Here is a 24,215-nt window from a genome sequence, read left to right as displayed (position 1 = left end):
GAAAATCGCCGCTCTGCGTTTAAATCAAATGGGTTGGGGCAGATTTGAACTGCCGACTTCCTCCGTGTGAAGGAGGTATCATAACCAGACTAGATCACCAACCCGGCACTCAGTCGTACCCGCGGGTATGACTTAAGGATTTTCTTGTCCGACCGCGGCGTCCCCTGCTCGAAATCGCCCGCCGAAGCGTCGTCGTGGGGTATTCACGTCTCTCGGAATATTTTAGGTCAGCCTAAATCGTAACGCTTTTTGCCGTTCTTAGGCAAACCTAAAATACGGTGTTGTGACGTTCCTGTCCGGTCTCGTCAGACACCGCATCTGTCCCAACCCGGCGTCCGTGGGCATCATCTCGGACACACCGGGCTCTCTCAGTCCTGTTCCGGCGAGCGGTCAGTACGTCGGCGACTCCTCTCTCTCGCCGTCGCGGGCGTTGACCGCCCGGCCGAAGACGAACAGCGCGTCCGACAGTCGGTTGAGATACGTCACCGCGTGTTCGTTCACTGGCTCGTCGGTGGCGAGCGCGACGGCGCGGCGTTCGGCTCGGCGGACGACCGCTCGGGCGTGGTGCAGCGCCGCACCCGATTCGCTCCCGCCCGGCAGGATGAACGACTGCAGCGGTTCGAGTTCGTCGTTTATCTCGTCTATCCACTGTTCTAGCCGGTCGACGTGTTCCTCGCGTACCTGCGGGTCGTCCTCGTCGGGTTCGGGATTCGCGAAGTCCGCCTGAATGATGTGCAGATGGTTCTGGACGCGTTCGAGTATCTCGTCGACGTCGTCGTAACCGGTCGGCCGGAGCGTCCCGATGAGCGCGTTGGCCTCGTCGACGGTGCCGTAGGCCTCGATGCGCCGACTGGTCTTCGAGACGCGCGACATGTTCTGGAGGTCGGTCATTCCCTCGTCGCCGCGGCCGGTGTAGATCTTCATTACGCCAGGGTCTTCTCGATGTACCGGAGGATGTTCTCGCTCTCGCTCATCGTCACGCCGTGGTCGGTGTCGACGAGCACGGGAACGCCGCGCTGACCGCTCACGCGCTTGACTTCGTCGCGCTCGGAGTGCATCGCCTCGGTCCAGTGGGTCTCGTAGTCGATGTCGTTCTCCTGCAGCGCGTCGTGTACTTTCTCGCAGTACGGACAGCCGTCCAGCGCGTAGAGTTCGATGGACATGTCCAGTCGTAGGCGCGCGCCCGTCAAAGAGGTTCGCCCGCGAGAGGCGGCGGACGGCATCGGTTCGCTGAGCTCGCTCAGTCGAGTGCGTCGGCGAACGACCCGACCGAAGTCGCGTCTTCGTTCTCTGCGACCCACCCTGTAGTTTCTCGGGACTCCGCGTCCCGAGCCCTCCGTCCCACCCGTGACAGGCGAAGCCGCGAGCGAGCGCCTTTCCCACGTCGCCACTGCCGAGGATTCCGATTCGTCTCTCAGTCACGGAAGCGTTGGGCGACCAGAGAGAATAAACCATGACTCGGTATCGTCGCATTTAGTGTATAGGTTGTCGGAGGACTCGGCTTGGGGGCACTTCGAGGCGACCGTGACACCGTCAGTACCGACGTTTCCTGTTCTTGGAGCCGACGACGGCCGCCGCCGAACCAACATCTTCAACATACCACACGCGCGAGATACTACCATGAGCCTCGAAATGGAACACGACTGCCCGAGTTGCGGCGGGAGCCAGGAGTTTTACCGCTCGGCGAGTACAAGCCTCCACCTCGGCGAGAAGACGAAGTGGCGCTGCACCGAGTGCGACTACGGATTCGTCCTCATCGACGGCATCGACAGCTCGCAGTAACGACCGTCGAGGCTTTCTCTCGCTCGCTCAGTCGGCCAGCCGACGGTCTCTGGAACTCTCCAGTGGTTCCTCTCGAATTCCGCGGTCCGTTTCCTCCCCACAGCGGCGCTCTCGGAGACCGATCTGCGTCGTGTACACCGTCTATTGCGATACCAAAACGGTATCCAGATCAGAATGTCTACTTCGTCTGAGTCCCTATCGGTATGGGTCACCGGAGACGCGTCGACCGACGAATCGATTTCGTACTCCGTGACGTACCGTTCGTCGTGTACTCACGAGTCAATCTCGCGGATGTCGACGCCTACGACGCGGATGCGGCCGACGCTCGCGTGAAACCGGTCGGCTACCACCTCCGACCCGCCCAGATGCGACCGAACGTCTGGACGTTCGAGCGAGGTGAGTCGACGCCGTATCACTACCAGGAGGAACAAGAGGAGCTGTACGTGGTTCTCGAGGGTCGATTCGAACTCCGAATCGAAGACGAGACGTTGGAGCTCGACCCCGACGACTACGTCGTCGTCGAACCGGAGGCCAAGCGGCGGTTGACCGCCGTCGAGGGCGGAACCGTGCTCGTCGTCGGCGCGCCGAACGTGAAGGACGACGGCGTGATCATCGACGAAGGGCAGTAGCCACTTCGTCGCGGGTGCTTACTTCTCGTCGCTGTCGAGCGCTCGCCACGACAGCCGCGGATTGCGCGCGGCACTTACCTGGTCGATGCGCCGGGCGGTCGTCCGCGACGGTGCGTCCGCCAGCGTCTCCTCGTCGTCGCCGGCGGCGGCGTTGAACGCCGCGGCGAGGTCGTCGAGCGACTTCTTGGTCTCTATCTCGGTCGGCTCCGTCAGCATCGCCTCCGGAACCATCTCGGGCCACTTCGTCGTCGGCGGGTGGACGCCGTAGTCGAGCATCCGCTTTGCGACGTCGGCGGCGTCTTTGTCGCCGGAGGTGGCCGCGAACTCGTGGTGGAACGGACCGTACGGGATGTCGAACTCCACCTGCGAACCGAGGTAGTTCGCGTTCAGCACGGCCTTGGCGCTCGCGTCGAGCAGTCCCTCGTCGCCGAGACGCGCGATGTAGGCGTACGCCTTGACGAGGACGAGCCAGTTGCCCTGGAAGCCGTGGACCTTCCCGACCGACTGTTCGGGGTCGAACAGTTCGTAGCCGGATCCGGACGACCGTTCGCGCACGCGCGGCGACGGCAGGTACTCGGCGAGTTCGTCGACGACGCCGACCGGACCCGCACCCGGACCGCCGCCGCCGTGCGGCGTGGCGAACGTCTTGTGGACGTTATAGTGCATGATGTCGAAGCCCATGTCGCCGGGACGGGCGCGGCCGAGCAGCGCGTTGAGGTTCGCACCGTCGTAGTACAGCAGCCCGCCCGCGTCGTGGACCGTCTCGGCGATGTGTTCGATGTCGCGCTCGAACTGGCCGACCGTGTTGGGGTTCGTCAGCATCAGCGCCGCGGTATCGTCGCCGACGGCGGCTTCCAGCGCCTCGACGTCGACGCGGCCGTCCTCGGCGGAGGAGAGTTCGACCACGTCGTAGCCGGCCATCGCCGCGCTGGCGAAGTTCGTACCGTGGGCGCTGGCGGGGATGATGACCTCGTTTCTGTCCTCGCCGTTGGCCTCGTGGTACGCCTTCGCCACGAGGATGCCCGCGAACTCGCCGGCCGCTCCGGCGGGCGGTTGCAGCGTGACGGCGTCCATCCCGCCGATTCTGGCGAGGTACTCCTGCAGACCGCAGAGGAGTTCGAGGGTCCCCTGTACGCTCCTCGCGGAGCGGTCGGGGTGGACCGCGCCCTTGGGGTCGGCGGCGACGTCCTCGGTGAACTTGGGGTTGTACTTCATCGTACAGGAGCCGAGCGGGTACGGCCCGCTGTCGATGCTCCAGTTCATCTGCGAGAGCCGCGTGTAGTGCCGGGCCAGTTCGGGTTCCGAGAGGTCCGGAAGCTCGACAGAGTCGCGCGTCAGGTCGTCGGGAAGCGGCGACGACTCGCCGCCGACTTCGACCTCCGACGTGCCTTTCTCCGACAGTAGCGGTTCGTACTGGCCGTTCTCGACGTATCTGGCTTGGTCGTATATCATCAGAGCACCTCCTCGAAGGCCGCGACGAGACCGTCGGCGTCGTGGGCGTTCGCGTCGGTGATACACACCTGCAGCAGGTGCTCGCCGACGACGTGGACCGCGTACCCCTCGGTTTCGAGCTCCTCGGCGATGGCCGCCGCCGGTTGGTCGCAGCGGACGACGAACTCGCGGAAGTGGTGGCGATCGTGAATCGGCGCTTGCAGGCCGACGAGCGCGTCGAGACGCTCCGCGAGGTCGTTCGCGTCACGGACGCAGTCCTCCGCGAGGTCGACGAGCCTCGAGGGGCCGAGCCACGCGAGGTGGATGGCCGCCCGAAGCGCTACCCACGCCTGGTTCGTGCAGATGTTACTCGTGGCGCGCTCGCGGCGGATGTGCTGCTCGCGCGTCTGCAGCGTCAACGTGTAAGCGCGCTTGTCGGCTGCGTCTTCGCTCACGCCGACGAGTCGTCCGGGGACCTGTCGGAGATACTCCTCGCGCGTCGCAAAGAGCCCGAGTCCCATGCCGTACGCCGTCGGGAGGCCGAGCACGCCGGCCTCGCCGACGACGACGTCCGCGCCGACGCTCGCCGGCTCTTCGAGGAGCGCGAGCGCGACGAGGTCCGTGCCGAGACAGAACAGCGCGTCGTTCTCGGAGGCGAGACCGCCGATATCGGCGAGTCGCTCCTCGATAGTTCCTCTCACGGTCGGGTTCTCCGCGTAGACCATCGCCGTCTCGTCGTCGACGAGTTCGGCGAGCGCCTCGTAGTCGACGTTGCCGTCGTCCATCGGGTACGTCTCGACGGTCATCTCGGTTCCGGCGAGATAGTTGTCGAGGACGCCGCGCTTGCCCGAACGCAGGAACTCGGGGACGAGCACTCGCGTGCCGCTGGCCTGTCGAACCCGGTCTGCGAGGCGCGCCGCCTCGGCCAGCGCCGTCGCCGAATCGTACATCGAGCAGTTCGCCACCGGAAGCCCGGTGAGTTCGACTAGCATCGACTGGTACTCGAACAGCGCCTGCAGGAACCCCTGCGTGATCTCTGGTTGGTACTGGGTGTAGCTCGTCAGGAACTCCGCGCGTTGCGAGAGGTTGTCGACGAGAGAGGGGACGTAGTGGTCGTAGTGACCGCGCCCCATGAACTCGGTGAGGTCGTCGTTCCTAGCGAGCAGCGCCGTCAGTTCGCGCCGGAGCGCCTGTTCGGTCCGCGGCTCGATGCCGAACTCACCGTCGAAGCGGACGTCCTCGGGGATGTCGAACAGCGCCTCCTCGTCGTCGACGCCGACTGCGTCGAGCATCGCGGCGGCCTCCGCCTCGGCGTGCGGTGCGTACGGACTGCCTCGTTTGCTCGTCATTCGGTCTGCTCTCGGTACTCCTCTGCCGTCAGCAGTTCGTCGAACTCTCCTTCGTCCGCCGGTTCGACTTCGAGCATCCAGCCCTCGGCGTACGGGTCGTCGTTGACGAGTTCGGGCCGGTCGAACAGCGCCTCGTTGACGCCGACGACGGTGCCCGAGATCGGCGCGTAGAGGTCCGATACCGCCTTGATGCTCTCGACGACGCCGAACTCATCGCCCTTGGTGAGGTCGTCGCCCTCGTCGGGTAGTTCGACGAACACCACGTCGCCGAGTTCGTCCTGGGCGAAGTCGGTGATCCCGATCCGCGCCACGTCGTCGGTCGTCGTCCACTCGTGCGATTCCATGTACCGCAGGTCGTCAGGTACTTCGAACATCTATTTATCCTCCAGAAACGGTGTGCTTGCGATCTGTGCGCGCTTTTCGTCGCCGCGAACGACGACCCGGACGCGCGTGCCCGGTTCCGCGTAGTCGGTTCGAACGTAGCCCAGTGCGATAGCTTCTCCGAGCGTCGGACTCATCGTCCCGCTCGTCACGTGACCGATTTTCTCTCCGCTCTCGTCGCGGAGTTCGTAGCCGTGGCGGGCGATGCCGCGTTCGGCGAGCTTCAGGCCGACGAACCGCTCGTCGACGCCCTCCTCCTTCGCCCGTTCGAGCGCGTCGCGGCCGACGAACTCGGTGTCGAGTTTGACGGTGAACGCGATGCCCGCCTCGTAGGGGTTCCGCGGCTCGTTCTCGGGGTCGAAATCCTCTCCCGAGAGTAGGAAGCCCATCTCGATGCGGAGCGTGTCGCGCGCGCCGAGCCCGCAGGGCTGGCAGTCGAACTCATGCCACACTGATTCGGCGGCGTCCCACGGACAGAGCACCTCGAAGCCGTCTTCACCGGTGTAGCCCGTCCGCGCGACGAGACACTCGGCGTCCGCGATCTCGGCAGAGGCGGCCTCGAACCGCGAGAGGTCGAGCACGTCCGACCCCGCCGCGTCGGCGACGAGGCCGGGCGCGTCCGGTCCCTGGACCGCGAACATCGCCCACTCCTCGGTCCGGTCGTCGACGGTGGCGTCGAGACCCCACTCGTCGCGGTGGGTCGTCCACCGCTCGTACATCTGCTCGTCGTGGCCCGCGTTCGGGATGAACAGGTACGCCGGGTCCGGCGAGTCGGAGTCGTCCAACTCGTCGGGCAGTGCGTAGACGACGGTGTCGTCGAGGATGACGCCCGACTCGTCGGTGATACAGGAGTACTGCGAGCCGCCCGGGTCGAGCGCCGCCACGTCGTTGGTCGTCAGTCGCTGCATCAGTTCGGTCGCGTCCGGCCCGGACACCTCGATCTCGCTCATGTGCGAGACGTCGAAGATGCCCGCCGAATCGCGGACCGCGGCGTGTTCGGTGCGGATGGAGTCGAACTCCACCGGCATCTCCCACCCGCCGAACCCGGTGAACTTCGCCCCGCGGTCGGCGTGGACCTCCCGCAGTGGCGGCTTCCGATGGGCCATATGAGTGGCTTGGTTCGGGGTAAGTAATGCTTTGGTATCTCGTCTCGGGGATGTGCCGGCAATGTGCGCATCCGTGTATCGTCCCCGAAGGATTACGTCGAATTTTCGGGAGAACCAGGAGAATACACGTGGCTGATATACACGAACGTGCTATTCAAGCTGTTTCCGGTCGCCCACCGGTCGGAGTTCCTGAAAGAAGAATTATGTAATCGTTCGTATATTATCTCGATATGATCAGAGCAACGGTTTCTGAACGGACTCAGACCGACCTCGCCACCGCCGAGCGCCGCACCGCAACTTTCGCCGACATGACTCGCGCGATGCGGAAGTTATAACGCGGCGTCTGCTCGTCTCTCTCGCTCTTTCGCTCTCTTTTGTATCCACATCCCTCGGAGTCGGTCGCTTTGCACCGTCGCGATCGCCTTCTCTCGGACGGCACTCGCCGGACCGTACGCCCCCCATACACAGAATACCGAGATACGAAATGTCGCAAGTGGTTATTCGACGAGCGTGACGCCGGGTTGTCCGTCCAGTGCGGCGGCTACGCGTTCGAGGTGCTCGGGACCGCTCCCTTCGACTGCGACGGCGAGTTCGGTCCGCGCCGGCTCGACGCCCGACCGCTGCGGCATCCGCGACAGCTCGTCGACGGTCGCCCCGGTTTCTTCGACGGCCGCGGCGACGGACGCCAGCGACCCCGGCCAGTCGTCGACGGTGATCCGAATCGTCCGGTAGCGGCCCAACGCTGCGAGCCCGGCTTTCGCGTAGTCGGCGAACTGCGTGAGGTCGATGTTCGCCCCGCAGACCGGCACCGCCACCGTCTCGCCGGTCACGTCGAGGTAGTCGCCGACCAGCGCCGCGAGCGCGACGGCCCCGGCGGACTCGGTGACGAGTTTCGACCGCTCGGCGAGAAGCGCCATCGCCGCGGTCACGTCGGCGTCGGTGACGTTCACCACTTCGTCGACGCGCTCGTGGACGTGTCGGAAGGTGTACTCCTCGGTTCGACTGGCCGCGATTCCCTCGGTGATGGTGTCGATGGAGTCGCGTTCGTACACTTCGCCTCGTTCGAGGGACTCGCTCATGTGCGCACAGCCCTCGGTCTGGACGCCGACGACGCGCACCTCGGGTCGCTTCGCTTTCACCGCCGTTGCGATGCCGGAGACGAGGCCGCCGCCGCCGATGGCGACGACGACGGTGTCGACGTCGGGTACGTCCTCGACCATCTCCAGACCCACGGTTCCCTGTCCGGCGATGACCGCGCGGTCGTTGAACGGGTGGACGAACGTCGCGCCTCGCTGCTCGGCGATGTCCATGGCTCGCTCGTACGATTCTTGGTACACTTCACCGTGGACGACGACCTCCGCGCCGTAGCCCCGCGTCGCCTCTCTCTTCGCCATCGGCGTCACCTCGGGCATTACGATGGTCGCGTCCGCGTCGTGGGCGGCGGCCGCCGACGCGACGCCCTGCGCGTGGTTGCCGCCGCTGGCCGCGACGATGCCGCCTTCGAGTTCCGAGTCGCCCAACTGCGCGATGCGGTTCGACGCACCGCGAATCTTGAACGAGCCGGTTCGCTGGAGCGATTCGAGCTTCAGGTGGACGCTGTCGGCCTCACAGCGTTCGGCGAACGTCCGCGAGGTGTCGACGGGCGTTCGCTTGACGACGCCGTCGAGGCGCTCGGCGGCCGCTTCGACGTCGGCCAGCGTCACGAGATCTTCGGTCATACGGGTGCGTCGCGGTCGGGTCGCTTAACGCCGTCGTCGGCGGAAACCGACGCCGACAGCGCCTCCGGCAGTGAGGTTTTCCGGCGTCGACGGGGCTATACGCGCTGCGGGAGAGCGAGAGACGATGAACGTCACCGAATCGGCAGTCGTCGAGTTGACCCGGACGCTCGTCGAGTGTCCGAGTCCGAACCCGCCCGGATCGGAGGCGGCGGTCGTGGACGCACTCGTCGAGCGACTCCGCGAGAGCCCCGTCGACTGGGTGCTCGAACGCGAGGAACTCGAACCGGGTCGGCCCAACCTCGTCGCGCGGGCCGGCGACCCCGAACGCGGCCGACTCCTCCTGACCGGTCACACCGACGTCGTTCCCGCGAACGCCGGCGACTGGACCGGCCACCCCTACGAACTCCGGCGCGACGGCGACCGCCTCGTCGGCCGCGGCGTCGCGGACATGAAGGGCGCGCTCGCCGCCAAGGTCGTCGCCGCCGAGGCGTTTCTGACGACCCGCGGCGAATCGGACGAACCCGGCGAGGTCGTCTTGGGCTTCGCCGTCGACGAGGAGCGCGGCGGTCCGGGTACGGAACGCATCGCGGAGGCGGTCGGCGACGTCGACGCCGCGATAATCGGCGAACCGACGGACCTCCACGTCGCCATCGCGCAGTACGGCGCGCTCGACTGGGAACTGGTCGTAAACGGCCGCGAGAGCCACTCAGGGCGACCGGACCGGGGTATCAACGCCATCGACGGCCTTCGGTGCGCGCTCGACGGCGTCGCCGACCTCGCGGGCGAAGTCGCCGCCGAAAATCACCCGATTCTCGAACCCGGCCCGACCATCACCGTCACCCAGATCGAAGGCGGCTCCGCCCCCCACGTCGTCCCCGGCGAGGCCCGGGCGACTCTCTCGTGGCGGACGCTCCCCGAGGGCCCCGAACCCGCGGCGTACGACGAGCGGGTACGGGAGGCCGTCGAGTCCGGTCTCGCCGACGCCCCGCCCGTCGAATTCGAACTCCGGCGGACGATGACCGTCGACGCCGCGGCCGTAGACGCCGACCACCCGCTCGTCAGACGCACTGTCGACGCCGCGCGCGACGTCGGCATCGAGAGCGACATCGTCGGGTTCAACGCCGGCAGCGACACCCGGTACCTCATTCCCCGCGGCATCCCGGCGGTGCTGTTCGGTCCGGGAACTATCGAGGACGACGCCCACACCGTCGACGAGTCCGTCGCCGTCGGCGACCTGCTTGCGACCGCCCGCGTCTACGAGCGTCTGCTGGAGCGGTATCTGTCGCCGGAGAGCAGCGAATAGTCACGAGAGGTGACCGTCGAAACATCGTAGTGGTGCAACGGGTGCTCGGTGAGAAGACGTGTCGACCGCGACACACCGCACCTGCCAAACCGTCCCAAACAGTATACAATTTGTAAAATTTTCAAACATTTGAGACCGCAATCCCGCTCGAAACCCTAGACAGACGACAGTTGTCGGTCACCCCGGAAAATACAGGCCCTACGATTACGGCGTTCACCGTGGGGCTAACAGTTGCTATGCCAGTTGGTGACCTCGCAACCGAGGACGTCGTCAAAGCCGAACCGAGCACGAGTATCAAAGAGATCGCGCAGATGTTCTCATCGGAGGGAACCGGGTCCGTCGTCATCGTCGAAGACGACGAACCACGCGGCATCGTTACGGACCGAGAAATCGCGCTGGCAGTCGCCGAACACGACGATATCTCGGAGATCACCGCCGAAGATATCATGACCGAGAACCCGGAGACCATCAACCAGAACGAGGAAGGGTTCGCCGTCGCGAAGAAGTTTGGCGAGGTCAAGGTACGCCGACTCCCCGTCGTCGACGACGACGGCAAACTCGTCGGCATCGTCACGCTCGACGACCTGGTCGCCACCGTCGGCGAGGAGATGACGAACATCGCCGACGTCATCGAGGCGCAGTCGCCGGGTTACTCGGCGTAAGCTCTCCGCGCGCGACAGTTCCACCGTATTCTTTTCAGCCGGAGACAGCGTCGTCGATTCGCGGGTATCAGTCGGTTGTGATACTGTCAAAGGGATGTATATTCAACCAACGTACCGGAGACAATCGTTTTGCTCTCGTACGACATAAATAACCTGACAGGCGCACAGCGCCTGCTGTTACCATGTCTCAAGACAAACCACACCAGAACTTAGCCATCATCGGTCACGTCGACCACGGCAAGAGCACGCTCGTCGGGCGTCTCCTGTTCGAGACGGGGTCGGTACCCGAGCACGTCATCGAACAGCACCGCGAGGAAGCCGCCGAGAAAGGCAAAGGCGGCTTCGAGTTCGCCTACGTGATGGACAACCTCGCCGAGGAGCGAGAGCGCGGCGTCACCATCGACATCGCCCACCAGCGCTTCGACACGGACAAGTACTACTTCACCATCGTCGACACGCCCGGTCACCGCGACTTCGTCAAGAACATGATCACCGGCGCGTCGCAGGCCGACCACGCCGTGTTGGTCGTCGCCGCCGACGACGGCGTCGCGCCACAGACCCGCGAGCACGTGTTCCTCTCGCGGACGCTCGGCATCGAGACGCTCATCGTCGCCGTCAACAAGATGGACACCGTCGACTACGAGGAAGACCGCTACCGCGAAGTCGTCGACGACGTGAAGCAACTGCTCACGCAGGTCCGCTTCGACACCGACGACGCGCGGTTTATCCCTATCTCGGCGTTCGAGGGCGACAACATCGCCGAGCACTCCGAGAACATGCCGTGGTTCGACGGACCCACGGTGCTGGAGTCGCTGAACAACTTGCCCGAGATGTCGCCGCCGACGGACGCGCCGCTGCGACTCCCGATTCAGGATGTCTACACGATTTCGGGTATCGGGACGGTTCCGGTCGGCCGCATCGAGACCGGTATCCTCGAGACGGGTGCGAACGTCTCGTTCCAGCCCTCGGACGTCTCGGGTGAAGTGAAGACCATCGAGATGCACCACGAGGAGGTCGACCGCGCGGAACCCGGCGACAACGTCGGCTTCAACGTCCGCGGCATCGGGAAGAACGACATCCGACGTGGCGACGTCTGCGGTCCCGCCGACGACCCGCCGAAAGTCGCCGAGACGTTCCAGGCGCAGATCGTCGTGATGCAACACCCGTCGGTCGTCACCGCGGGTTACACGCCGGTCATTCACGCCCACACGGCGCAGGTCGCCTGCACGTTCGAGTCGCTCGACCAGAAGCTCGACCCCGCCTCGGGCGAGGTCGCGGAGGAGAACCCCGACTTCATCAAGGCCGGCGACGCCGCCATCGTCACGCTGCGCCCGCAGAAGCCGCTCAGCATCGAACCGTCGAGCGAGATTCCGGAACTCGGGAGCTTCGCCATCCGCGACATGGGTCAGACCATCGCCGCGGGCAAGGTGCTGAAGGTGAACGAGCGGTAAGCCGTCCTCTCTTTTACGCCGAATCTGACCGGCGCCGTCGGGGTCGAGTTGGAGCCGGAGCCGCTGTAAGTCGAGGCGGTTCCGACCGAGGGCGTATCAGTCCGCTCCGTGTCGTCGAACCCGGAGGGCCGCGCGATTCGCGTCGTCGACGACGTAGCCGAGCGCGGTGAGCGCATCGGGCCCGAGGTCGTAGCTCCCGAGGAGCGGCCGCACCGCGTCGAGCGTCCGCCGGTCGAGTGATTCGATTTCGGCTCGGAGGTCCGAAACGAGGTGTTCGGGCAGGTACGACCCGTTCGAGAGCGCGCCGTGGCCGGTGTCGAGCGCGTGGTGGCGGACCGCCTCCGGTTCGACCTGCCGGTCGTACGCGAACGCGTCGACCTCCAGCACGTCGGGTTCCGCGTCGAGGTCGACGGGCAGCAGGTAGTCGCGGTCGGTCTCGACCCACTTCCGTTCGAGTGCGTCGAGTTCGGCGGCGACGTCCTTAACCGGAAACGCGTTCGCGTACCAGAGGACGGCGTCTGCGCCTGCCGCGCGCTCTGCGACGAGCCGCGAGGCGAGGCCGTCTCTCAACGCCTCCCTGTCGACACCGGAGGTGCAGCACTGGCGCTCGTTGACGGCGGCGAGAATCGGTCTATCGCCCGCTGCCGCCCGAAGCGCGGCGAGACGAGTTTCGAGGTGGTCGGGCGTCCAGCCGTCGAAAGTCGCCAAGTAGCACTCGCGACCGCTGTGCGGGCGCTCGAACGCGAAGTCGGCGACGGCCCGCACACCGTTGCCGTCGGTGTCCTCGCCGACGCCGCGGAGCACCGTCGGTCTCGCCCGAACTCGCCACCGCGGGAGGCGCGATTCGATTCGGTCGGCGAACCGCGCCCGCCGGTCGTCGTCGGGCGTGCAGGACCACGGCGAGAGCGGGAACAGGCCGCTCTTCGCCGAATCGGCGGCGAACTCGTACAGGCGCGTCTCGCCGCGGACCTCGACTTCGAGGCGGGCGGCGAGCGACCACTCGGCGGCGGCGACGACGCGGCCGACCCACTCGGCGACCCGCTTGCGGTACGTCCGGTACTTGCGGTCCGCCGCCGCCGGGCCGACGACGCGGAGCGCGTTTGCACCCTCGGCGTACTCGGCCATCGCGCCGAGTTCGGTCGCCGCGACGGCGAGACGGTCGAGGTCGGTCCGACTCTCGACGGTGAGCGAAACGGCGTCGCAGAGAAACGTCTGCGTGAGCGCGAGGTTGTACTGCCGGAGGAGGTCCGCGGGGCCAACGTCGGGCGCGTCGCGGAGGCGCTGTTCGCGCTCTCTGTCGGCCCACAGCGAGTCGGAGACCTCGTCGCCGGAGAGGCCGAACGCCTCGCCGACGGCGTCCATCGCCGACCGTCGCTCGCGGGCGTCGGTGACGAATCCCCGCTCGAACGCCGCCTCCCGGAGTTCGACCGGGGCGACAGGCGGGTCACGCTCGAACGCGAGTCTCTGTTCGAGTAGCTTTCTGAGGCCGCGGACCAGCGTGTACGTCTCGTGCGTCTCGACGTCGCGGAGCGTCTCGTCGAGTTCGCCCTTCGTCACGCCGGGGCGATAGGCGTCTAGAACGGACGCTGCGACGCCGCGGTACTCCTCGGGCGGTCGGTAGACGGGCCAGATCTCGGGGTTTCGCTGTCGGGTTTCGAGCAGTTTCTTCGTGAGCATCGGAAGTCGAAGGGTGAGTCAAGCGCGGCGGCGGTCGGCAGTGCGAACCTCGCCGGTGTCGGCGGAGACGAGTTCGTAGAGGCGGGCGGACTTCTCGGAGGGGCGGAGGATGCGGCCGAGTCGCTGGCGGTACTCGCGTTCGCTCCCCGTGCCGCTGAGGATGATGCCGACGTTCGCGTCGGGCACGTCGACGCCCTCGTCGAGCACCTGCGAACTGACGACGGCGTCGTAACGGCCGGATTTGAAACCCGAGAGAATCGCGCGACGTTCGTCGGTCGGCGTCTTGTAGGTGATAGACGGAATCAGAAACCGGTCGGCGACGACGTGGACGAGGTCGTTGTAGCGGGTGAAGACGACGACTCGGTCGCCGTTCTCGCGGCACTCACGGAGGAGTGAAGCGAGTTCATCCAGTTTCGACTCGGCGTTGAACGCGATTTTCCGCGACGTCTCCTTGGCGCGAATCGCTCGCCACGCCCGCGGGTCGTTGCCGCTTCTGATGACCAGCTTTCGGTAGCCGTCCGGCCCGTCGAGCGAGACGCTGCTGAAGGCGACGTAGTTGCGAAACACCGCGGCGTGTTCGTCGTACGTCTCGCGCTCGTCGGGCGACAGTTCGACCGTGATCCGCTCGACGGTGTACGTCGAGAGGTACTCGCCGGTGAGGTCGTCGGTCTGTATCTCGTACACTTTCCCGCCCAGTAGTCGAGTGAGTCGGGTGTGTCTCTCGTCGTCGCGCTCGTACGTCGCGGTCAACCCCATCCGGGCGGGTGCGGCCATCCGCTCGGCGATCTCCTGGTATTTCTCGGCGGCGAGGTGGTGGACCTCGTCGAACAGCACGAACTCGAAACGGTTGCCGAGGCGGCCGGCGTGGGTGTGCGCCGAGTCGTACGTCGTCACCGTAATCGGTTCGAGCGCCTTCGCGCGGCCGGTGAACTCGCCGACCGGAACACCGAAGCGCGCGAGTTCGTCGCGCCACTGGTCGACGAGTTCGAGCGTCGGGACGACGACGAGCGTCGGCCCGCCGACGGCGTCGACGGCCGCCATGCCGACGTAGGTCTTGCCGGCACCGGTCGGGAGGACGACCACCCCGCGTTCGTCGCTCCGCCAGCGACGCAGCGCCGCACTCTGGTAGGGGCGAAGCGAGAGCGAACAGGAGAGCTCCGGACCCGCAACCGGGTCGAGTACGTCGTCGTCGAACTCGACGTTCGCCGCTCGAAGCGAGTCCCGGAACGTCCGGTAGTGCAGCGCGTCGAAACGTCCTCCGTCGACGTCGAACGAGACACCCACATCCGCGACCGTCTCCGTCGACCCCTCGACCGTCTCCATCGGCCCCTCGACTCGGACGGTTCCGTCGGCATATCGAAGGCGCATAACACCTACACGGGAGCGAGGCGTATGAACTCACGCGTTCTACAAATTGTAGAAATTTCACACGGTGCGGAGAATCTCGGCGCCGCCGTTCGAGGGAGTCGACGAAGCGAAGCAGATGGCCTCAGACGCGCCAGGTGAGAGAAGACAACCGGGACGGCGAGAGCAGGGACCGAAGGTGAGTGATGACTGACGGCTCGGAGGCGACCGCGTAGCGAGTTACTGGTACTCGGTGATGGTGAGCGTGTAGTCGCCGCTGCCGCTGTAGGAGTCGACGAGTACCATCAGGTCCGCGGAGTCGTCGGGGTTGTCGATGGTGATTGTCTCCTGGCTGTCGGTCGTCCACGAGCGGTAGTCGTAGCTGCTCGTCGACGGGCACGACCCGGAGCCCTCGTTGACGTAGAGGTCGAAGTCCGCGTCCGACGGACCGGAGAGTTCGACGACGACTTTCGACGGGTTGCTGTAGGAGAAGCCGTAGCTCCAGCACTTCGAGTCCCAGTATCCGCTGAGCGAGTCGGTGACCGACGCCGAGGTGGAGTCGCCGCTGCCACCGTCGTCGCCGCCATCGCCGCCGTCGCCGCCGTCGCCGCTGCCGGGTTCGGTCGTGACGGCGTTGCCGGCGTCGACGCGGCCGCTGCCCTGTTCGTCGCTGGAGAGGCCGACGTCGACGGCCGTGTTCTTGAGGTGCGTGCGGAGTTCCTCGTTCGTGAGGCTGTAGGCGGCGAGCGTCAGCCCGGCGACGCCGGAGACGACGGGCGTCGCCATCGACGTACCGGAGATACGGTCGTACTCGGTGCTCGTCGTCCACGTCGAGAGGACGTTCGTACCGGGAGCGGCGAGCTCGATCTCGGGACCGACGTTCGAATACGACGCCAGCGATTCGTCCTCGTCGAGCGCCGAAACCGCGAGACACTCGCTGTACGCCGCCGGGTACGAGACGGACGACCCGTAGTCGTTACCCGCGGCCGCGACGATGAGCGACCCGGCGTTGTGGGCGTACGAGACGGCGTTTTTCATCGTGTTCGTGTAGCCGCCACCGCCGAGCGAGAGGTTGATGACGTCCGCACCCTGGTCTGCGGCCCACTGGACGGCGTCGGCGATGTCGGCGGTCGACCCGCTGCCCTCCTCGGAGAGCGCGCGCCCCGACAGCAGCGTGGAGTTGCTGATGCCCGCCATGCCCTCGCCGTTGTCCGTCGTCGCCGCCGCGATACCGGCGACGTGGGTGCCGTGGTACTCGTCGGCGAGGACGTCCGGGTACGGATCCGAGTCGTCGTCGACGAAGTCGTAGCCTTTGTTCGAGCCGAACTGGCCGGCGAGGTCCGGGTGGTCGTACTTGACGCCCTGGTCGATGACGGCGATAGTGACGTCGGAGCTCCCGAGCGTCGTGTCCCACGCCACGTCGGCGTTGACCTGCTGGGGCGCGTACTGGTCGGAGTACCGCTCGTCCGACGGCGTATACAGCGCTTCGAGCGTCTCGTTGTTCTCGGCGTACTTGACGTTCTCGCGCTTGGTGACCGCCTCGATGAAGTTCTCGCGGGCGACGTCGGACGCGTCCGACGGGAACTTGACGGCGACGTAGCTCAGTGCCTTGTTCTCGTGAACGACGCGGGCGTTGCCCGGCACGGCCTTCTCGACTTCCGCTCGCGGACTGTCTGCGGTCTTCGAGACGCCGACGAGGATCTCGTCCTCCTTCGGGCCCGGAGAGCGACCCGGCGTCGCTGCACTCACACCGCTCAGGCCGATGAGGCCGAGCGCACCGGTCGTCTTCAGGAATCCACGACGCTTCCACGACAGAGTGTCTTCTTCTGACATAGCTGCGACTGAATGTATTGTCCGAATTACTTAATTATTTTCCCTACTATCAAATCTAGATAAATCCGATTTTCGGGAAACATTCTCGACGAGGATAGCCGTACAAACGGGGCTACGAGAATCAGCACGCATATATTTTCTCGATAAAATTCGACCACATGGAGTTGCTCGGTCGGCTCACGGACGAGTCGGGGTGCGACAGAGGCGTCGCGCTGTTCGTCGACGGGCCGAACATCCTGCGCGAGGAGTTCGATGTCGATTTGGACGACGTGCGGGAGGCGGCGGAGGGCGCGGGGCGTCTCGTCACGACACGCTTGTATCTCGACGAGCACGCGACGCCGGGACTGATTCAGGCAGCGGAGGCCCGCGGGTACGAGGTGATCGTCACGAGCGGCGACGTAGACGTGAAACTCGCCGTCGACGCGACGCGCTTCGCCGTCGAAGAGAGCATGGGTACGTTGGCTATCGCCTCGCGTGACACGGATTTCAAACCCGTCTTGGAGATGGCGAACTCGCAGGGTATTCGGACGCTCGCCATCGCGCCGGGCACGCACGGACGTTCGGACGCGCTCCGAAATTCGGCGACCGAAAGCATTACCCTCGGCGAGTAAGTCCGCGCCGACCGTCGAATACGGCCGAATACGGCCGGACGAGTCGGCCAGATTTTTCCCGCTCTCGCTCCGACGACGACCATGGACGAACTCGATACGCCAGTTTTGGACAACCACCTTCACCTCGACCCCCGGCGCGGTCGCGGTATCGAGGCCGTCGAGGAGTTCGCGCGCCTCGGCGGCACCCATCTGCTCGTCGTCAACAAACCGTCGTGGCATCTCGGCGTCGAATCCGAGACGGGCGAGGACTTTCGCGCCGTCTTCGAGGAGACGCTCGGCGCAGTCGCCGAAGCGAACGAGGCGCTCGACGGACGCGCGTGGCCGGTGCTCGGCGTTCACCCAGGTCTCGTTACCCGTCTCACCGACGAGCGTGGCTTCGCGCCCGAGGACGCACGAGACCTGATGTGCGCCGGCCTCGACGTCGCCGCCGAGTTCGTCGCCGAGGGGCGTGCGCTGGCGCTGAAGTCGGGTCGCCCCCACTACGAGGTGTCCGACGCGGTCTGGAACGCCTCCAACGACGTGCTGAAGCACGCGCTCTCGCTCGGCGCGGAACACGACTGCGCGGTCCAACTACACACCGAGGCCAGCGAGGACCTCTCCGAGATAGCGGAGTGGGCCGAAGCGCGTGGCCTCCCGGCCGAGATGGTTGTCAAACACTACGCCGGCGGGACGCTCCGCGGCCCGACCCCGAGCGTGATGAGCGAGAAGGACCGACTGCGCGTCGCCGTCGAGGCCGGCGACCCGTTCCTGATGGAGACGGACTTCGTCGACGATCCGGACCGGCCGGGCGCTGTGTTGGGACCGAAGACGGTTCCGCGTCGCGTCCGCTGGCTGCTGGAGGAGGGATACGAGGACGCGATGCGGAACGCGCACGTCGAGACGCCGAGGCGCGTCTACGGTATCGACACTGAGGCGACGCTCGACTGATTACCGAGGCGACGCTCGACCGGTTATCGAGGCGACGCTCGACGACCGGCAGTAGTCGAACGGGAACTGTGTTCGCTCGTAACTATCGATATATTTAATCTTCCGCGTCGGAAGCGGTACGTCAGACGCCGTTCGGTCGGCGGAATTCGGCCTCGCGTCACCACCGAGTGAGGCGTTCACACGTTGTGTCCGGTGAGAAGAAAGGCATTTGAGTACTGCAGCGTTCGGGTGAAATATGGTTGACCCCGAGGAAACGTTCTACACGGAGGAACGGTGGCAAAACTGGCTGACCCGCGTCGAAGAGGAGGAGTTGGACCCCGAGAACGAAGACTCCGCACGTCTGCTGTTGAACCTGCAGGACGACGCGGCTATCGCCGTCGCCAAAATCGTCTCCGCGTACGAGGACAACGCGCTCGACGAGCAACGAGCGCTCGACGAACTCGCGAAGATTCGTGATATCGTCCTCTCGGAACCGTCGCTCGAAGACGAGGAGAAGTTGATGCTCATCGACGGCGTCCAGACGAGCCTCGTCTGCGTCTTCTACGCCGCCGAGGAGTACGTCAACAGCGGCACCGTCGGCGACGCACCCGTCGACGAGTACGTCCTCGCCGCCGCCGACGCCGAGGCCGAAGACGATCTCGACGCCGCCCTCGGGTATCTCGTCCAGGCGGGCACGCACGTCATCGACGGCGAAGAACTCGACATGTCGGTCGCCGAGGAGCTGGAGTACGGTCTCGTTTCCGAGTGGGTCAACGGTCTCGACAGCCTCCAAAGCGCGATGAGCGACCCCGAAGTCGTCGAAGACGACGAGTGACGTTTTCGACGAACGGACAGTCGCCGTAGCAGTAACTTTTACTGCCTCGACGACTTGTCCCGTCCATGAACTTCCGGGACGACCAACGTGCGGTCACCGTCCAGGTGGGTTTCATCCTCCTGTTCGGTGTGCTGATACTCTCGCTGTCGATGTATCAGGCCCAGGTCGTCCCGGCGGACAACGAGCAGGTCGAGTTCGACCACAACCAGCGCGTCCAGGCGGATCTGCTGGACGCCAGAAACGCGATTCTGCAGAGCGCGGGCACCGGGACGACGCAGCCGGTTTCGGTCTCTCTCGGGGCACGGTATCCGAACCGGGTGTTGTTCGTCAACCCGCCGCCGGCGAGCGGACGTCTCTCGACCACAGAGAGCGTCGCCGACGGTATCGTGATCAGAAACGCGCGAGCCATCGATACCGAGACGGCAGACTACTGGACGGGCGAGGACCCCCGAGCGTTCGAGACGCGGTCGCTGGAGTACACGCCCGACTACACCCGGTACCAGAACCCGCCGACGACGGTGTACGAGAACTCGGTGCTGTACAACCGCTTCGACAATGGAGCGACGCTTCCGCGGAGCGAGCAGACGCTTATCGACGGACGACGAATTTCGTTGGTGTCGCTCGACGGAGAGTTGTCGACGGAACGAACCGGGACGGAACCGCTCGACGTGCGGCCGGTGAGCGCTTCGACGCGGACGACGACGGTGACGAGCGACGGGGAGCCGATTCGAATCTCGTTGGCGACGAGACTCTCCCAGGAACAGTGGGAGGCGCTCCTCGAAGACGAGGGGTACGTCGCGGACGTCAGTGTCACTGAGGGCGTCCTGACGATTACGCTCGAAGGCGACGAAACGTACTCGCTTCGGATGGCGAGGGTCGGCGTGGGGTCGGGCGTGGCTGAGGAGACGAGAGCCTACGTAATCGACATCGAGGGCGATGGAGCGACCGTGCAGAGCGGAGCGACGCAGCGGCTCACCGTCGAGGTACGCGACCGATTCGGGAATCCGGTGAGCGGCGTCGACGTCGACCCCGAGGTAACGTCCGGCGGTGGGAGCGTCAGTACGCCGGAGGGGACGACGACGGGCTCGGAGGGACGCGTCACCGTCGTCTACGAGGCTCCGGAGAACAACGACGATGTCGAAGTCACCGTGGGATACGGTGATAGCGACCAGGAGCGAGTGAGATTCGACTTGAGCGTGGTCGACGGTAGCAGCAGCGGGGACGACGGCAGCGGGTCGGCGTGGCAGGACGCCAACGAGAATGGGCAGAAGGACCCGGACGAGTCCGTCGACGTGAGCGACGGACAGTTCGACGACGAGACGGTGGACCTGTACATCGAAGACGGAAGCGACCTTCGGACCGACACTATCGACTTCAACGCGAAGAACGTCTACGTCGAACCCGACCTCACGGCGACCGCCAGCGGGAACGGGGAGACAATCAGCATCACCGCCGTCGAGGACGTCGTCGTCTTCGGTGCCTCGCTCGAAACGACGGGCTCCAACGCCGACGTCCGTATCGAAGCGGGCGAAGATATCGACGCTCGTGAGGCGACGATCTCCACGCAGAACCAGGGAGACATATCGATGACAGCCGGTGGGAGCATCAGCGCGAGCGACGCCGAGCTTTGGGCGAGCAACAAAGGCGAAGTCACGCTCGATGCGGGCGGTAGTATCACGATACAGTCGGCTATCGTCGACGGCGACAGCGGTGTGACTTACACCGCCGGTGGAGCCATCGACGACGCTGACACCCAGTATCCGGGTCAGAGCCCGACCAAATCACCGAACCAAAGCGGCTAATCGCGTTCGGAGCCGAAGCATCCGTCCCCGTTTCGACACACGACGAACCACCCATCGACAAGCCCATATACCAACGTTCATTATCCCTCATCCATGACCGCAGTCGGTATCGACGCCGTCGAAATCTGGACGGGAAAGCTCGTCCTCGACCTTCCCGGAACGTTCGCCCCGGTGAAGGGCGAAGACCCCGAGAAGTACACGAAGGGTATCGGCCTCGCGGCCTCCTCGTTCCCCGACGTGTACGAGGACATCGTCACAATGGGCGCGAACGCGGCCAAGCGCCTGATGGAGCGCCGCGGCCTCACCCCCGACGATATCGGTCGCATCGACGTGGCCACCGAGAGCGCCTTCGACAACTCCAAGCCCGTCTCGACGTACATCGCCGGCTGCCTCGAACAACTGTACGACGAGGACTTCCACCACGCGAACAAGGGTGAACGGAAGTTCGCCTGCATCGCCGGAACGCAGAGTCTCGACGACGCGTACAACTGGATTAAGGCGGGTCGCAACCGCGGGCGCTCGGCGCTCGTCATCGCCACGGACACCGCGCTGTACGAGCGCGGCGACCCCGGCGAGGCGACGCAGGGTGCGGGCGCGGTGGCGATGCTCATCTCCGAGGACCCCGACCTCGTCGAACTCTCGACCGAGCAGGGCTACGGCAGCGCCGACGAGACTGACTTCCTGAAGCCGAACCAGCAGTTCCCGAGCGTCGACGGCAAGCGCTCGGTGCAGGTGTACCTCGCCCGGATGCGCGAGGCGCTCGAAGATTACGAGAGCGTCGCGGGCGACACCCACCCCGACGATTTCGAGTACATTCCGTTCCACACGCCGTTCCCCGGGATGGTCCGGAAGGCGGCGCTGCTCGGCTACCGCCACATGACCCGCGGCACCGACGTCGAGGACGCGATGACAGACGAGATCGGCCGCCAGCCCCGCGAGGCCGACTTCGAGTCGTGGGAGGAGTACGAGTCGGCCATCCGCGACTACATGGGCACGCTGAAGGAGACCGAAGAGTACCGCGAGTGGTACGCCCGCGCCATCGAACCGACGCTCGCTATCTCTGAGCAGGTCGGAAACTGGTACACCGGGTCGGTACATATCGCTCGCATCAGTGCCCTGAAAAACGCCGCCGAGGCGGGGCGGACGCTCGAAGGCGACCGGCTGCTCGTCGGGTCGTACGGCTCCGGCGCGCAGGCCGAGATTCACGCCGAGACCGTCTGCGAGGGCTGGTTGGACGAGATACGTGCGCTCAACGTCAACGACCAACTCGAACGCCGCTACGAACTCAGCTACAGCGAGTACGAGCAGGTCCACGACGTTCACAACCAGATGAAAGAGATCGAAGTCGAGGAGTTCACCGCGCCGTCCGACGAGTTCGTCTTCACCGGGTGGGGACGGATGAACGAGCGGAAGTACGACTACATCGAGTAACTTCCCGACCCGATTCAAACGCTTTCGTATTCCTGCCCCGAGCCTATGCCATTCGATAGCATAGATTCGGTCGGTGGGAACAGATGTCCCTTCACACCGACACCGAAACCGACGCGGACGCGGGGACTGGGGAGACGGACACCGGCGCTGACGCCGACGCTGGTACCGGGAGGGTGAAAGAGGAGTCGAACGACGCCGGGTTCGGAAGGCGACTTCTCGGCCAGTGGCGCGTCTGGCTCGTCGTCCTGTTCAGTCTCGGCATCTTCGCGTGGTCGTTGCTACCGAACCCGACGCCATCGGGGTACACCGAGGTGTTCTTCGGGGTGGCGGCTCTGGGAACCGCATACGCCATCCAGGCCGCTCGGAACAAGTCGCTGTTCGGGTGAGAGCGGCGACCGGCCGACGAATCGGGAGTCGGTCAGGTTCCCGGCAGCCGTGCGACCCGCCGACCGAACCGCGCAACCGCTTTTACCGCACGACAAGTATCGAAAGGCGTGACCGCAGACTCCGTTGACGCCGACGCGCAGCGACGCAGACCGATTCGGCTCTCCTCCGGCGAGGAACTCGACCGCCTCGTCGCCGCGGAGGACCTCGCGCTCGTCGACTTCTACACGAAGGGCTGTACGCTCTGTCAGTCCATCGAACCCGTCGTCGGCAACGTCGCCCGCGCCACCGACGTCACGGTGGCGATGCTGAACCCCCGCGACGACCTCGACCTCGTCGCGCGATTCGACATCCGAAGCGTCCCGACGCTGCTGCTGTTCGAGGACGGCGAGCTCGTCGGGCGACTCGCGGAGGGCTTTCAGGGGACCGACGCGATAGTCGGGTTCGTCGAAGAACACAGCAGTCGGGCGATTACGGTCGAGTGAACGACAGTCGGCCCGACGAAAACGGTGGGGACGCTACGCTTTTTGTCAGTCGACGTGACCTCGCTGCATGATTCCGACCGCTTCGCTCTGGGAGCTGTTCACCGACCTGTTCGAACGCGAGTACCGAGACGCCGTCGTCTACGCCGATTTCGAGCAGGAGACGGTGCTACACGAGGGTCGGCTTCGTCTGCTGGCGACCGGGTGGGTCGAACTCCCGAGCGGCCGATTGCTCTCGCCGGAGGCGATACACCACATCGACACCGACCCGGCGGAGACCGAGCGACGGCGTCGGTACTGAAGCCGAGAGCAGCGCGGGCTACGGCAGCTCGCGCAGGTCGTCGAGCATCTCGTCGAGGTCGCGGTTCGAGACGGCGAGCGAGAAGCCGTCGATGCGCGCCAGCGCCGGGGCGTGCTCCCAGAGGTCGGCCTCCTCGACGCCGTGGAGGACGACGGCGTTCGGCGTCGGGTTGACGACGCGCATCGCCACCAGCGGTGATTCCCCGCGAGTGACGCCGGTGAAGACGAGCGCTCGGTTCGTGCTCTGCCCGTAGAGGCGATAGAACTCGTCGGAGGAGAGACGCGTAATCGCTTGGATGCTGTCGATGACGGTGTGTCCGCTGACCGTGTCGTCGTCGCCGCGGACGAGTTCGGTCGCGTCCATCGCTCCGTAGAGGCGGTCCAGCGGAATCGTCGTGGAGTACTCCCGGAGGTCGTGGACGATGTCGCTCTCGAACCCCGCCGAGAGAACGCGAGCGTACTGACGTATCCGCCCGCCGCCGCGCTGTTCGTCGATGTCGAGCAGCGAGTTGACCATCCGCCGGATGACGCCGATGCCCGGACTCTCGCGGCGGCCGCTCTCGTAGTCGGAGATGACCGACGAGGAGACGTCCAACTGCGCCGCGAGTTCGGTCTGCGAGACGTCGAAGTCTGTTCGCCACTTGCGGAGCGTCGCTCCGGGCTCGCCGCTGAGCGTCACTTCGCCGGCGATTCGGCGCGCGAGGTCCTCTCTCGGCGTTTCGGTCATCGGCGAAGCCCTCCGCGGACGGACTGCCACATAGGCGGTGTGGGTCGGCGACCGGACAAAAGGGTATCGAA

General features: G+C 65.5%; 24 protein-coding genes and 1 tRNA gene. 13 read left to right on the top strand and 12 right to left on the bottom strand.

Annotated elements, in window-relative coordinates; genetic code table 11:
* Window positions 1–29: 29 nt before the first annotated feature.
* The 3 genes from LAQ73_RS12235 to LAQ73_RS12225 form a co-directional block, all read right to left on the bottom strand.
* Window positions 30–104, bottom strand: a tRNA-Val gene (locus tag LAQ73_RS12235).
* Between the two features lie 286 nt (window positions 105–390).
* Window positions 391–924, bottom strand: coding sequence for a cob(I)yrinic acid a,c-diamide adenosyltransferase (locus LAQ73_RS12230; protein ID WP_224268562.1), 534 nt, complete (start codon window positions 922–924; stop codon window positions 391–393).
* On the bottom strand, window positions 924–1,163 hold the full coding sequence (locus LAQ73_RS12225; protein WP_224268561.1) for a glutathione S-transferase N-terminal domain-containing protein: 240 nt from the start codon (window positions 1,161–1,163) through the stop codon (window positions 924–926). Before LAQ73_RS12225 ends, LAQ73_RS12230 begins: the two co-directional genes overlap by 1 nt.
* Window positions 1,164–1,620: 457 nt before the next feature.
* Here LAQ73_RS12225 and LAQ73_RS12220 point away from each other — a divergent pair, with 457 nt between their 5' ends.
* Window positions 1,621–1,782: a DUF7838 family putative zinc beta-ribbon protein gene (locus LAQ73_RS12220; protein WP_224268560.1), complete on the top strand. Its 162-nt coding sequence runs from the start codon at window positions 1,621–1,623 to the stop codon at window positions 1,780–1,782.
* Window positions 1,783–2,048: 266 nt separating this feature from the next.
* A complete protein-coding gene (locus LAQ73_RS12215; protein WP_224268559.1) occupies window positions 2,049–2,411 on the top strand; it encodes a cupin domain-containing protein in 363 nt (120 codons plus the stop codon).
* An 18-nt stretch (window positions 2,412–2,429) separates the two neighbouring features.
* On the opposite strand, the gene gcvPB is transcribed toward LAQ73_RS12215, so the two are convergent.
* The 5 genes from gcvPB to ilvA all read right to left on the bottom strand — a co-directional run bounded on the left by gcvPB (window position 2,430) and on the right by ilvA (window position 8,396).
* Entirely contained in the window at window positions 2,430–3,863 is a 1,434-nt protein-coding gene (gene gcvPB, locus LAQ73_RS12210; protein WP_224268558.1) for an aminomethyl-transferring glycine dehydrogenase subunit GcvPB, read from the bottom strand.
* The gene (gene gcvPA, locus LAQ73_RS12205) at window positions 3,863–5,191 is read right to left on the bottom strand and encodes an aminomethyl-transferring glycine dehydrogenase subunit GcvPA (protein WP_224268557.1); all 1,329 of its coding nucleotides are present in this window, start codon (window positions 5,189–5,191) and stop codon (window positions 3,863–3,865) included. Before gcvPA ends, gcvPB begins: the two co-directional genes overlap by 1 nt.
* Window positions 5,188–5,565 carry a glycine cleavage system protein GcvH gene (gene gcvH / locus LAQ73_RS12200; protein WP_224268556.1) on the bottom strand — a complete coding sequence of 126 codons (378 nt, stop codon included), beginning with the start codon at window positions 5,563–5,565 and terminating at the stop codon, window positions 5,188–5,190. Before gcvH ends, gcvPA begins: the two co-directional genes overlap by 4 nt.
* Entirely contained in the window at window positions 5,566–6,678 is a 1,113-nt protein-coding gene (gene gcvT / locus LAQ73_RS12195) for a glycine cleavage system aminomethyltransferase GcvT (RefSeq protein WP_224268555.1), read from the bottom strand.
* 497 nt (window positions 6,679–7,175) lie between these two features.
* A complete protein-coding gene (ilvA, locus tag LAQ73_RS12190; protein ID WP_224268554.1) occupies window positions 7,176–8,396 on the bottom strand; it encodes a threonine ammonia-lyase in 1,221 nt (406 codons plus the stop codon).
* A 124-nt stretch (window positions 8,397–8,520) separates the two neighbouring features.
* Between ilvA and LAQ73_RS12185 the strand changes: the two genes are divergently transcribed.
* From LAQ73_RS12185 to tuf, 3 genes are all read left to right on the top strand, one after another.
* Complete coding sequence (locus tag LAQ73_RS12185) at window positions 8,521–9,699, top strand: M20 family metallopeptidase (protein ID WP_224268553.1); 1,179 nt, start codon at window positions 8,521–8,523, stop codon at window positions 9,697–9,699.
* Window positions 9,700–9,935: 236 nt separating this feature from the next.
* Window positions 9,936–10,361 carry a CBS domain-containing protein gene (locus LAQ73_RS12180; RefSeq protein WP_224268552.1) on the top strand — a complete coding sequence of 142 codons (426 nt, stop codon included), beginning with the start codon at window positions 9,936–9,938 and terminating at the stop codon, window positions 10,359–10,361.
* Window positions 10,362–10,543: 182 nt separating this feature from the next.
* On the top strand, window positions 10,544–11,812 hold the full coding sequence (tuf, locus tag LAQ73_RS12175) for a translation elongation factor EF-1 subunit alpha (protein ID WP_224268551.1): 1,269 nt from the start codon (window positions 10,544–10,546) through the stop codon (window positions 11,810–11,812).
* 96 nt (window positions 11,813–11,908) lie between these two features.
* Here the strand turns inward: tuf and LAQ73_RS12170 are convergent, their stop codons facing one another.
* The 3 genes from LAQ73_RS12170 to LAQ73_RS12160 form a co-directional block, all read right to left on the bottom strand.
* Entirely contained in the window at window positions 11,909–13,489 is a 1,581-nt protein-coding gene (locus LAQ73_RS12170) for a DUF790 family protein (protein ID WP_224268550.1), read from the bottom strand.
* Between the two features lie 18 nt (window positions 13,490–13,507).
* Window positions 13,508–14,857 (bottom strand): DEAD/DEAH box helicase family protein, encoded by a 1,350-nt coding sequence (locus LAQ73_RS12165; RefSeq protein WP_224268549.1) that lies wholly within the window; start codon window positions 14,855–14,857, stop codon window positions 13,508–13,510.
* 216 nt (window positions 14,858–15,073) lie between these two features.
* On the bottom strand, window positions 15,074–16,666 hold the full coding sequence (locus tag LAQ73_RS12160; protein ID WP_224268548.1) for a S8 family serine peptidase: 1,593 nt from the start codon (window positions 16,664–16,666) through the stop codon (window positions 15,074–15,076).
* Window positions 16,667–16,824: 158 nt separating this feature from the next.
* Between LAQ73_RS12160 and LAQ73_RS12155 the strand changes: the two genes are divergently transcribed.
* The 8 genes from LAQ73_RS12155 (at window position 16,825) to LAQ73_RS12120 (ending at window position 23,418) form a co-directional block, all read left to right on the top strand.
* Window positions 16,825–17,277 (top strand): NYN domain-containing protein, encoded by a 453-nt coding sequence (locus LAQ73_RS12155; RefSeq protein WP_224268547.1) that lies wholly within the window; start codon window positions 16,825–16,827, stop codon window positions 17,275–17,277.
* An 81-nt stretch (window positions 17,278–17,358) separates the two neighbouring features.
* Window positions 17,359–18,204 carry a TatD family hydrolase gene (locus LAQ73_RS12150; RefSeq protein WP_224268546.1) on the top strand — a complete coding sequence of 282 codons (846 nt, stop codon included), beginning with the start codon at window positions 17,359–17,361 and terminating at the stop codon, window positions 18,202–18,204.
* 235 nt (window positions 18,205–18,439) lie between these two features.
* Window positions 18,440–19,018, top strand: a complete 579-nt coding sequence (locus LAQ73_RS12145) for a DUF2150 family protein (protein WP_224268545.1) — start codon at window positions 18,440–18,442, stop codon at window positions 19,016–19,018.
* Window positions 19,019–19,083: 65 nt separating this feature from the next.
* Window positions 19,084–20,820, top strand: a complete 1,737-nt coding sequence (locus tag LAQ73_RS12140) for an Ig-like domain-containing protein (RefSeq protein WP_224268544.1) — start codon at window positions 19,084–19,086, stop codon at window positions 20,818–20,820.
* 93 nt (window positions 20,821–20,913) lie between these two features.
* Window positions 20,914–22,251 carry a hydroxymethylglutaryl-CoA synthase gene (hmgB, locus tag LAQ73_RS12135; protein WP_224268543.1) on the top strand — a complete coding sequence of 446 codons (1,338 nt, stop codon included), beginning with the start codon at window positions 20,914–20,916 and terminating at the stop codon, window positions 22,249–22,251.
* Between the two features lie 83 nt (window positions 22,252–22,334).
* Window positions 22,335–22,637 carry a hypothetical protein gene (locus LAQ73_RS12130; RefSeq protein WP_224268542.1) on the top strand — a complete coding sequence of 101 codons (303 nt, stop codon included), beginning with the start codon at window positions 22,335–22,337 and terminating at the stop codon, window positions 22,635–22,637.
* A gap of 108 nt (window positions 22,638–22,745) precedes the next feature.
* Complete coding sequence (locus tag LAQ73_RS12125) at window positions 22,746–23,120, top strand: thioredoxin family protein (RefSeq protein ID WP_224268541.1); 375 nt, start codon at window positions 22,746–22,748, stop codon at window positions 23,118–23,120.
* Between the two features lie 67 nt (window positions 23,121–23,187).
* Window positions 23,188–23,418: a hypothetical protein gene (locus LAQ73_RS12120; RefSeq protein ID WP_224268540.1), complete on the top strand. Its 231-nt coding sequence runs from the start codon at window positions 23,188–23,190 to the stop codon at window positions 23,416–23,418.
* A gap of 18 nt (window positions 23,419–23,436) precedes the next feature.
* Here LAQ73_RS12120 and LAQ73_RS12115 read toward each other — a convergent pair whose 3' ends face one another.
* Window positions 23,437–24,144: a helix-turn-helix domain-containing protein gene (locus LAQ73_RS12115; protein ID WP_224268539.1), complete on the bottom strand. Its 708-nt coding sequence runs from the start codon at window positions 24,142–24,144 to the stop codon at window positions 23,437–23,439.
* Window positions 24,145–24,215: the final 71 nt, after the last annotated feature.

This window comes from Haloprofundus salinisoli, from assembly GCF_020097815.1.
GTDB classification, from domain to species: Archaea; Halobacteriota; Halobacteria; order Halobacteriales; family Haloferacaceae; genus Haloprofundus; species Haloprofundus salinisoli.
The sequence above is the reverse complement of the archived record's forward strand: the minus strand, read 5'-3'. Positions and strand labels throughout refer to the sequence as shown.

Coding starts and splice junctions, on each gene's coding strand:
- LAQ73_RS12180 (WP_224268552.1), top strand. CDS start 9,936: ATGCCAGTTGGTGACCTCGCAACCGAGGACGTCGTCAAAGCCGAACCG.
- gcvH (WP_224268556.1), bottom strand. CDS start 5,565: ATGTTCGAAGTACCTGACGACCTGCGGTACATGGAATCGCACGAGTGG.
- gcvT (WP_224268555.1), bottom strand. CDS start 6,678: ATGGCCCATCGGAAGCCGCCACTGCGGGAGGTCCACGCCGACCGCGGG.
- LAQ73_RS12145 (WP_224268545.1), top strand. CDS start 18,440: ATGGTTGACCCCGAGGAAACGTTCTACACGGAGGAACGGTGGCAAAAC.
- LAQ73_RS12160 (WP_224268548.1), bottom strand. CDS start 16,666: ATGTCAGAAGAAGACACTCTGTCGTGGAAGCGTCGTGGATTCCTGAAG.
- LAQ73_RS12120 (WP_224268540.1), top strand. CDS start 23,188: ATGATTCCGACCGCTTCGCTCTGGGAGCTGTTCACCGACCTGTTCGAA.
- LAQ73_RS12225 (WP_224268561.1), bottom strand. CDS start 1,163: ATGTCCATCGAACTCTACGCGCTGGACGGCTGTCCGTACTGCGAGAAA.
- LAQ73_RS12130 (WP_224268542.1), top strand. CDS start 22,335: ATGTCCCTTCACACCGACACCGAAACCGACGCGGACGCGGGGACTGGG.
- gcvPB (WP_224268558.1), bottom strand. CDS start 3,863: ATGATATACGACCAAGCCAGATACGTCGAGAACGGCCAGTACGAACCG.
- hmgB (WP_224268543.1), top strand. CDS start 20,914: ATGACCGCAGTCGGTATCGACGCCGTCGAAATCTGGACGGGAAAGCTC.
- LAQ73_RS12115 (WP_224268539.1), bottom strand. CDS start 24,144: ATGACCGAAACGCCGAGAGAGGACCTCGCGCGCCGAATCGCCGGCGAA.
- tuf (WP_224268551.1), top strand. CDS start 10,544: ATGTCTCAAGACAAACCACACCAGAACTTAGCCATCATCGGTCACGTC.
- LAQ73_RS12220 (WP_224268560.1), top strand. CDS start 1,621: ATGAGCCTCGAAATGGAACACGACTGCCCGAGTTGCGGCGGGAGCCAG.
- LAQ73_RS12150 (WP_224268546.1), top strand. CDS start 17,359: ATGGACGAACTCGATACGCCAGTTTTGGACAACCACCTTCACCTCGAC.
- LAQ73_RS12155 (WP_224268547.1), top strand. CDS start 16,825: ATGGAGTTGCTCGGTCGGCTCACGGACGAGTCGGGGTGCGACAGAGGC.
- LAQ73_RS12230 (WP_224268562.1), bottom strand. CDS start 924: ATGAAGATCTACACCGGCCGCGGCGACGAGGGAATGACCGACCTCCAG.
- LAQ73_RS12165 (WP_224268549.1), bottom strand. CDS start 14,857: ATGCGCCTTCGATATGCCGACGGAACCGTCCGAGTCGAGGGGCCGATG.
- LAQ73_RS12140 (WP_224268544.1), top strand. CDS start 19,084: ATGAACTTCCGGGACGACCAACGTGCGGTCACCGTCCAGGTGGGTTTC.
- LAQ73_RS12170 (WP_224268550.1), bottom strand. CDS start 13,489: ATGCTCACGAAGAAACTGCTCGAAACCCGACAGCGAAACCCCGAGATC.
- LAQ73_RS12185 (WP_224268553.1), top strand. CDS start 8,521: ATGAACGTCACCGAATCGGCAGTCGTCGAGTTGACCCGGACGCTCGTC.
- gcvPA (WP_224268557.1), bottom strand. CDS start 5,191: ATGACGAGCAAACGAGGCAGTCCGTACGCACCGCACGCCGAGGCGGAG.
- ilvA (WP_224268554.1), bottom strand. CDS start 8,396: ATGACCGAAGATCTCGTGACGCTGGCCGACGTCGAAGCGGCCGCCGAG.